The sequence below is a fragment of the Streptomyces sp. NPDC059355 genome (assembly GCF_042752335.1).
GTDB lineage: Bacteria > Actinomycetota > Actinomycetes > Streptomycetales > Streptomycetaceae > Streptomyces.
The window spans coordinates 73657-82834 of record NZ_JBHYXN010000038.1; the positions used below are offsets into that span (position 1 = coordinate 73657).

General features: G+C 71.3%; 4 protein-coding genes. 1 reads left to right on the plus strand and 3 read right to left on the minus strand.

The window, feature by feature from the left end:
• Window positions 1-45: 45 nt before the first annotated feature.
• The 3 genes from mfd to ACFXGI_RS29325 form a co-directional block, all read right to left on the minus strand.
• Window positions 46-3579 carry a transcription-repair coupling factor gene (gene mfd / locus ACFXGI_RS29315; RefSeq protein WP_384712875.1) on the minus strand — a complete coding sequence of 1178 codons (3534 nt, stop codon included), beginning with the start codon at window positions 3577-3579 and terminating at the stop codon, window positions 46-48.
• 211 nt (window positions 3580-3790) lie between these two features.
• The gene (locus tag ACFXGI_RS29320; RefSeq protein WP_384712908.1) at window positions 3791-6316 is read right to left on the minus strand and encodes an ABC transporter permease; all 2526 of its coding nucleotides are present in this window, start codon (window positions 6314-6316) and stop codon (window positions 3791-3793) included.
• A gap of 56 nt (window positions 6317-6372) precedes the next feature.
• Window positions 6373-7149 (minus strand): ABC transporter ATP-binding protein, encoded by a 777-nt coding sequence (locus ACFXGI_RS29325; RefSeq protein WP_384712878.1) that lies wholly within the window; start codon window positions 7147-7149, stop codon window positions 6373-6375.
• Window positions 7150-7510: 361 nt separating this feature from the next.
• Here ACFXGI_RS29325 and ACFXGI_RS29330 point away from each other — a divergent pair, with 361 nt between their 5' ends.
• On the plus strand, window positions 7511-9088 hold the full coding sequence (locus ACFXGI_RS29330; RefSeq protein WP_384712881.1) for an MFS transporter: 1578 nt from the start codon (window positions 7511-7513) through the stop codon (window positions 9086-9088).
• Window positions 9089-9178: the final 90 nt, after the last annotated feature.

Below are 9178 nucleotides of genomic sequence, written 5' to 3' on the forward strand. Positions count from 1 at the left end.
CGGCCGGGGCGCTCCGGCGAGGAGCGGTCCCCGGCCGCACGCGTCTCACGACCCGAGGATCGTGGTGAGGAACTCCCCGGTCCAGGCCAGCAGCTCCCGCCCGACCAGCGGCTTCCCGCCCACCCGGGCCGTCTTCGGCCGCGGGACCAGCACCTGCGAAGTGGCGGGCTTGAGCACCGTGCCCGGGTAGAGCCGCTTGAGGCGCAGCTCCTGCGACTCGCGCAACTCCACCGGGCCGAAGCGGATGTTGGGCCCCTGGAGGGTGATGTCGCCGACCCCGCAGGCCCGCGCCAGCATCCGCAGCCCCGCCACCAGCAGCAGGTTCTCCACGGGCTCCGGCAGCTTGCCGTAGCGGTCGTGCAGCTCCTCCCGTACGGCCTTGACGTCCGCCTCGGAGTTCGCCGACGCGATGGACCGGTACGCCTGCAGGCGCAGCCGCTCACCCGGCGCGTAGTCGTGCGGGACGTGCGCGTCGACCGGCAGCTCGATCTTGACCTCCAGCGGCGGCTCCTCCTCCACCCCGCCCTCGACGGCGGCCCGGTAGTCCGCCACCGCCTCGCCGACCATGCGGATGTAGAGGTCGAAGCCGACGCCCGCGATGTGGCCCGACTGCTCTCCGCCGAGCAGGTTGCCCGCGCCGCGGATCTCCAGGTCCTTCATCGCCACGTACATGCCCGCGCCCATCTCGGTGTGCTGGGCGATCGTCGCGAGCCGCTCGTGCGCGGTCTCGGTCAGCGGCTTCTCCGGCGGGTAGAGGAAGTACGCGTACCCGCGCTCGCGGCCTCGGCCGACGCGGCCGCGCAGCTGGTGGAGCTGGGAGAGGCCGAAGTTGTCGCCGCGCTCCACGATGAGGGTGTTGGCGTTGGAGATGTCGATGCCGGACTCGACGATCGTGGTCGAGACGAGCACGTCGAACTTCTTCTCCCAGAAGTCCACCACGACCTGCTCCAGAGCCTGTTCGGACATCTGCCCGTGCGCCGTCGCGATCCGCGCCTCGGGCACGATCTCGCGCAGCTTGGCGGCCGCCCGGTCGATGGACTCGACCCGGTTGTGGATGTAGAAGCACTGTCCCTCGCGCAGCAGCTCTCGCCGGATGGCCGCGCCGATCTGCTTCTCCTCGTACGGGCCGACGAAGGTGAGCACCGGGTGGCGCTCCTCCGGCGGGGTGGTGATGGTCGACATCTCGCGGATGCCGGTCACCGCCATCTCCAGGGTGCGCGGGATCGGGGTCGCGGACATCGTCAGTACGTCGACGTTGGCGCGCAGCTTCTTCAGCTGCTCCTTGTGCTCGACGCCGAAGCGCTGCTCCTCGTCGACGATGACCAGGCCCAGGTCCTTGAACTTGGTCTCCTGCGAGAACAGCCGGTGCGTGCCGATGACGATGTCGACCGAGCCTTCCTTCAGCCCCTCCAGGGTGGCCTTGGACTCGGTGTCGCTCTGGAAGCGGGACAGCGCCTTCACCTTGACCGGGAACTGGCTGTAGCGCTCGGAGAAGGTCCCGAAGTGCTGCTGCACGAGCAGCGTGGTCGGGACGAGCACGGCGACCTGCTTGCCGTCCTGGACCGCCTTGAAGGCGGCTCGCACAGCGATCTCGGTTTTGCCGTAGCCGACGTCGCCGCAGATCAGTCGGTCCATGGGGACGGACTTCTCCATGTCCTCCTTGACCTCGGCGATGGTGGTGAGCTGGTCGGGCGTCTCCGCGTACGGGAAGGCGTCCTCCAGCTCGCGCTGCCAGGGGGTGTCCGGGCCGAAGGTGTGGCCGGGGGCCGCCATGCGGGCGCTGTAGAGCTTGATGAGGTCGGCGGCGATCTCCTTGACCGCCTTCTTGGCGCGCGCCTTGGTCTTGGTCCAGTCGGCGCCGCCGAGCCGGTGCAGGGTCGGGGCCTCGCCGCCGACGTACTTGGTGACCTGCTCCAGCTGGTCGGTGGGGATGTAGAGCCGGTCGCCGGGCTGGCCGCGCTTGGCGGGGGCGTACTCGACGAGGAGGTACTCGCGGGTGGCGCCCTGGACGGTGCGCTGCACCATCTCGATGTAGCGGCCGACGCCGTGCTGTTCGTGGACGATGTAGTCGCCGACCTCCAGGGTGAGGGGATCGACGGACTTGCGGCGCCGGGTCGGCATCCGGCCGAGGTCCTTGGTGGCGGTGCGCTGGCCGGTCAGGTCGGTCTCGGTGAGGACGGCCAGCTTCAGCGCCGCGTCGACGAACCCGTTGTCGAGGGAGCCGCACGCCACGTGGACGATCGACGGCTCCAGGGTGCGCAGGTCGGCCTCCAGGCGGGCCGCGATGCCCTCGCCGCCGAGCACCTCGACGGTGCGGGCGGCCGGGCCGTGGCCCTCGGTGAGGTAGACGGTGTGCCAGCCGTCGGCGATCCAGCCCTTGGTGTCGGCGAGGGCCCGGGCGGTGTCGCCGCGGTAGGCCTCGGGGGCGTGCATGCCGAGCTTGAGGGTGTCCCCGCCGCCTTCGGCCTCGTCGGCGGCGAAGGGGGAGACCGACCACCACATCATGCCGAGCTCGCGCGCGTGCTCGCGTACGTCCGCGATCCCGCGCAGCGAGGCCGCGCCGACGTCGATCGGGGCCTGGCCGCCGCCGGCGGTCGCGGCCCAGGAGGCCATCAGGAACTCCTGGGAGGTCGCGACGAGGTCGGCGGCGCGGGTGCGGACCCGCTCGGGGTCGCACACGACGGCCATGGACCCGGCCGGCAGGACGTCGATCAGCAGTTCCATGTCGTCGACGAGGACCGGCGCGAGGGATTCCATACCCTCGACCGCGATCCCCTCGGCGATCTTGTTCAGGAGTTCGCCGAGCTCGGGGTGGGCCTCTGCAAGGGCCGCAGCCCGCTCCCGCACCTCGTCGGTCAGCAGCAGCTCCCGGCAGGGCGGGGCCCACAGCCCGTGCTCGGCGACCTCCAGGGAGCGCTGGTCGGCGACCTTGAAGTAGCGGATCTCCTCGACCTCGTCACCCCAGAACTCCACGCGCAGCGGGTGCTCCTCGGTGGGCGGGAACACGTCGAGGATGCCGCCGCGCACGGCGAACTCCCCGCGCTTCTCGACGAGCTCGACACGGGCGTAGGCGGCCGCGGCCAGCGCCTCGGTCACCTCTCCCAGATCGGCGCTCTCGCCGTGCCGCAGGCTGACCGGGACCAGCTCCCCGAGCCCCTGGACCTGCGGCTGGAGCACGGACCGGATCGGCGCGACGACGACGGAGACGGGCCCCGCCGCCGGGTCGTCCTTGCTCGGGTGCACGAGCCGGCGCAGTACGGCGAGCCGCCGGCCCACGGTGTCGCTGCGCGGGGAGAGCCGCTCGTGCGGAAGGGTCTCCCAGGACGGGTACTCGGCCACCTCGTCGGGCGGCAGGAAGGACCGCAGCGCGGCGGCCAGGTCCTCGGCCTCCCGGCCGGTGGCGGTGACCGCGAGCACGGTCCGCCCGCTCCTGGCCGCCAGCGCGGCGATGGCGAAGGGCCGCGCGGCCGGAGGCCCGACGAGGTCCACGTGCATGCGGTTGCCGTCCCCGGCCGCGGTGACCGCCTCGGCGAGGGCCGGGTCCCGGGTGACGGCGTCGAGCAGTCCGTGCAGGCTCATGAAAGGAGGCTTCCGTCCGGTGAAGGGGCAACGCGAAGGACCCGACACGTCTCACGGGCCGGGGCTTCCCACCCTACGGCGCGCCCCGGTCCCCCGCGCGGGGGATTGCGGCCACCGCGGGGCGCGGGGGCGGCCGGGGACGGCCGTCGGCCCCGGACGGCCCCGAAGGGCCGGCCGGGGCCGGCGGTCCCCCGAACGAACGCCGAGCCGGTTACTCGCTCGCGATCGCGTTCAGTACGTTCATCCGCCCTGCCCGGAAGGCCGGGACCAGTGCGGCGAACAGGCCCACGAAGGCCGACCCGGCGAAGACGCCGATGATCGTCGACCAGGGGATCTCCAGCACCTTCAGGCCCTCCAGGGCGAGCAGCTGCTGCGCGGTGGCTCCCCAGCCCATGCCCAGGCCCAGGCCCAGCAGGGCGCCGAAGAGGGCGATGACCACCGACTCCAGGCGGATCATGCGGCGCAGCTGGCGTCGGGAGAGGCCGATGGCGCGCATCAGGCCGATCTCGCGGGTCCGCTCGACCACCGAGAGGGCCAGGGTGTTCACGACGCCCAGGACCGCGACGATGATCGCGAGGCCGAGGAGCCCGTAGACCATGTTCAGCAGCTGGCCGACCTGGTCCTTGAGGGACTTCTTGTAGTCGGTCTGGTTCTGCACCTGGTACTGGGGGTACTGCGCGAGCGCACCCTTGACGGCGGTGTACGCGGCGTCCGCCTTGCCGTCGGCCGCCTTGGCCAGCAGCATGAACGGCCGCGGCATCCGGTCGGCCGGCAGGAACTGCTCGGCGGTCGCGGTGCTGATGTACTTCACGCCCTTGTCGAGGTTGCCCTCGTCGGAGGTGATCGCGGCGACCTTCAGCTTGGCGGTCTGGCCGCCGGTGAAGGCGACCGTCAGCTCGTCGCCGACCTTGACGTGGTGCTCGTCCGCGTAGATCGAGCCGACCGACATCGCGTCCTTGCCGTACGCCGCCGCGTGCTCGCCGGCGATCATCTTGCGCCGGACGTCCTGGGCGTACGTGGGGTCGTTGACGCTGATGCCGTCTTCCTTGACGGATCCGTCGGGGGCGGTGATCTTCGCCTCCACCTCCCGGTACGCGGTGACGTGGTCCAGGCCCTTGGTGGCGCGCAGCGCCTGCTCGGCCTGCGGCATGATCGGCTGGCCGGTCTGGGACTGGACGATGTAGTCCGCGCCGACCGACTTGTCGAGCTCGTCGGTGGCGGAGGCCACCATCGAGGAGCCGACCACCGACAGGCAGGCGACCAGCGCCAGTCCGATCATCAGGGCTGCTGCGGTGGCGCCGGTGCGGCGCGGGTTGCGCAGCGCGTTGCGCTCGGCGAGGCGGCCGACGGACCCGAAGGGCCGCAGGACGATGCCGGAGAGCAGCCGGACCACGAGGCCGGCGAGCAGCGGGCCGATCACGATGAAGCCGATGAGGGTGAACAGCACACCCAGGGAGAGCCAGAGCGAGCCGGCGGCGGCCTTGTCGGCGGCCGCGGCGAGGAACAGGCCCGCGCCGCCGATGCCGGTGAGGACCAGGCCCACGGCGGCCCGGATGCGGCCGGCCTTCTTGTCGCCGGGGGTGCCGGCTTCGCGCAGGGCCGCCATCGGGGAGACCTTGCCGGCCCGGCGGGCCGGGATGAAGGCCGAGACGACGGTGACGATGATCCCGAGCACCAGGCCGACGACCGGGGTGGTCCAGGCGATGGTCAGGTCGTCGGTGGACAGGTGCATGCCCATCTGGCCCATGAGCTGCATCAGGCCGACGGCCAGGCCCACGCCGGCGCCGACCCCGAGGACCGAGCCGACGAGGCCGAGCAGGAAGGCCTCGACGATCACGGACTTGAGTATCTGGCCGCTGTCGGCGCCGATGGCCCGCATCAGGCCGATCTCGCGGGTGCGCTGGGCGACCAGCATCGAGAAGGTGTTGAAGATGAGGAAGATGCCGACGAGGAAGGCGATCCCGGCGAAGCCGAGCATCACGTACTTCATGACGTCGAGGAAGGAGCCGACGTCCTTGCGGTTGGCGTCCGCGGACTCCTTCGCGGTCTGGAGCTTGTACGTGTCCGCGCCGACGGCCGTCGCGACGTTCGTCTTCAGCTGCTCGTCGCTGACCCCGTCCTTGGCGGTGACGTTGACGTGCGTGAAGAGGCCGGGGCCGCCGAGCAGCTTCTCCTGCGCGGTCGCGGTGTCGAAGTAGACGATCGCCGCACCCGGGTTGGTCACCGTGAAGGTGGCGATGCCGCTGATCTTCGCGCGGATGTCACCGGTGATGGCGATGGTGCGCAGCTCGTCGCCGAGCCGCAGGTGGTGCTTCTTCGCGGTGTCGGCGTCGACCATCATCTCGGTCGGACCGCGCGGGGCCTGGCCGGAGGTGATCTTCATCGACTTGAGCTCGTTGTCGTTCCAGTTGCCCGCGATGGTCGGGGCGCCGGTGGTCGAGCCCATGTTCTCGTTCTTGGCGTCGACCACCGTGACCGACATCGAGACGACGGCGCCCTCGGCGCCCTTGACGCCCTCGGCCTTGCGCACCTGCTCGACGGCGGAGGCCGGCAGCATCTCGGGCTTGCCGCGGTTCGGGTTGTCCTCGCCGCCCTTGGCCCCCTTCGGGCTGACCGTGACGTTGGCGGTGGTGACGCCGAACAGCTTGTCGAAGGTGGTGTTCATGGTGTCGGTGAACACCAGGGTGCCGCAGACGAAGGCCACGGAGAGCAGGACGGCGACGGCCGAGAGCGCCATCCGCCCCTTGTGCGCGACGAAGTTGCGCCGCGAGGTCTTCAGTACGGTGCCCGCGCTCACGAGGTCCGCCCGCGCGCGTCGAAGTCCTTCATCCGGTCGAGCACCTGGTCGGCGGTGGGCGCGTACATCTCGTCCACGATCCGGCCGTCGGCCAGGAAGATCACTCGGTCCGCGTACGAGGCGGCCACCGGGTCGTGCGTGACCATCACGATGGTCTGGCCGAGCTCGTCCACCGAGCGGCGCAGGAAGCCGAGCACCTCGGCGCCGGCCCGGGAGTCCAGGTTTCCGGTGGGCTCGTCGCCGAAGATGATCTGCGGGCGGGCCGCGAGGGCGCGGGCCACGGCCACGCGCTGCTGCTGGCCGCCGGAGAGCTCGGTCGGGCGGTGCTTGAGGCGCCCGGCGAGGCCGACGGTCTCGACGACCCGGTTCAGCCACTCCGCGTCCGGCTTGCGGCCCGCGATGTCCATGGGGAGCGTGATGTTCTCCAGGGCGTTGAGCGTGGGCAGCAGGTTGAAGGCCTGGAAGATGAAGCCGATCCGGTCGCGGCGCAGCTGCGTGAGCTTCTTGTCCTTCAGCCCGGTGATCTCGGTGTCGTCCAGGTGGATCTGCCCGCTGGTCACCGTGTCGAGGCCGGCGAGGCAGTGCATCAGCGTGGACTTGCCGGAGCCGGAAGGGCCCATGATCGCCGTGAACTGGCCGCGCTTGATGTCCACGTCGACCTCGTCGAGGGCGACCACGCGGGTCTCCCCGGCGCCGTAGGCCTTGACGACCTTGCGCGCCCGGGCCGCGACGGCTTCATGCCCTCCAGTACCCCCGTGCCTGGTTTCGGTCATAGCCGTTGTCACGGTGCTTCCCCTCGTTGGTTCGCCGCTCGCGCTGCCGCGCGCATGGCCGGATTCCGCTGCCTTGCCGTCGTGAAGTCTGCGGTGCGGAGGCGGCCGGCGCGCTGGTGCCCATCGCCGTATCCACCGGGGGGTTAACCCCACCCCTGCCCGTAGGAACCAGTTAAGGACCTCGCCGGGCGGTCCTCCTCCTCCGCCGGGACGAATGACCCCTGGACCCTTGTGAGGAGCAACCCCTAGGGGTTCTGCATCCTTTGGCGGATCACCTCTGGGGGATACCGGGGGGATACCGCCGGATACCCCGCGATGAGATGGTGTTCCCCGCAGATACGTGCACGGTGAAAGGATCTTGGTGGGCGCAGAGGAGAGCACGGGCGAACGCACCGGGACCGGACCGGAGACCGGCGCGGCGGCGCCGAGCGCGCGGACGCCCCGTACCGCCCTGGTCAGTGCCCTCATGCTGGCGATGGCACTCGTCGCCCTCGACAGCTCCGTCGTCTCCACCGCCGTCCCGCAGATCGTCGGCGACCTCGGCGGCTTCTCCGTCTTCTCCTGGCTCTTCGCGGGCTACCTGCTCGCCGTCACCGTCACGCTCCCCGTCTACGGCAAGCTCTCCGACACCTTCGGCCGCAAGCCCGTACTCCTCTTCGGCATAGCCCTGTTCGTCGTCGGCTCACTGCTGTGCGCGCTCGCCTGGAACATGGCCGCCCTCATAGCCTTCCGCCTCGTCCAGGGGCTGGGCGGCGGCGCCCTGCAGGGCACGGTGCAGACCCTGGCCGCCGACCTCTATCCGCTCAAGGACCGCCCGAGGATCCAGGCCCGGATGTCCTCCGTCTGGGCCGCCTCCGCGGTGGCCGGCCCGGCGCTCGGCGGGCTCATCGCCTCGTACGCCGACTGGCGCTGGATCTTCCTGATCAACCTGCCGCTCGGCGGCCTGGCCCTGTGGATGCTGGCCCGCCACCTCGTGGAGCCCGTACGGTCCCCGGGCCGCCGCGGCCCGATCGACTGGGCGGGCGCCCTCGGCGTCTTCGCCTGTGGCGGCCTGCTGCTCTTCGCCCTCGTGCAGGGAGGGGTCGCCTGGCCCTGGCTGTCCGCGCCCTCCCTCGGGCTGCTGGGCGCGAGCGCGCTGCTGGCGGCCGTGGTCGTCCGGATCGAACGCCGGGCCGCAGAACCGGTCATTCCGGGGTGGGTCTGGCGCCGGCGCACCATCGCCGCCGTGAACCTGGCCCTCGGCGCACTCGGGGTGCTCATGATCGCCCCGATGGTCTTCGTCCCCACCTACGCCCAGTCCGTGCTGGGTCTCGGGGCCGTCAGCGCCGGGCTCGCCATGTCCGCGATGACCCTCACCTGGCCGGTGTCCGCCGCCTTCAGCCAGCACGTCTACCGGCGCATCGGCTTCCGCAACTCCGCCGCCGTCGGGATCTCGCTGGCCGCCGTGATCCTTTTCTCGTTCACGCTGCTCCCGTACCCCGCCCGGCCCTGGCAGCCCACACTGATCATGCTGTTGCTGGGCGCGGCCCTCGGCCTGTTCCAACTGCCGCTGATCGTCGGGGTCCAGTCCACCGTGGGCTGGTCCGAGCGGGGTACGACGACGGCCTCCGTGCTGTTCTGCCGCCAGGTCGGCCAGAGCCTCGGGGCCGCGCTGCTCGGCGCCGTCGCCAACGCGACGATCGCCGCCCGGCTGGCGCACGCCCCGATGTCCGGGCTGCCGGACCACCTCGACGACGTGTCCAAGGCCCTCGACCGGCCGGACCTGCTCCCCGAGGCCGCCGCCGACTACCTGCGCCGGTCGGTGGCCGCCGCCGTGGACCACATCTTCCTCGGCGCGACCGCCGCGGCCGTCGCCGCGCTGCTCGTCCTGCTCTTCGTGGCACCGCGGCGGTTCCCGATCCTGGAGGAGCACCAGGAGCGGGCGCGGACCGACTCCTAGTAGGGCTTGGTCAGGTCAGCTGTGGTTGAGCGTGTCCTTCTGGTTCGGTGTCGCGTTGGGAGAGTGTGACTCCGGACGAGATTGCGGCTG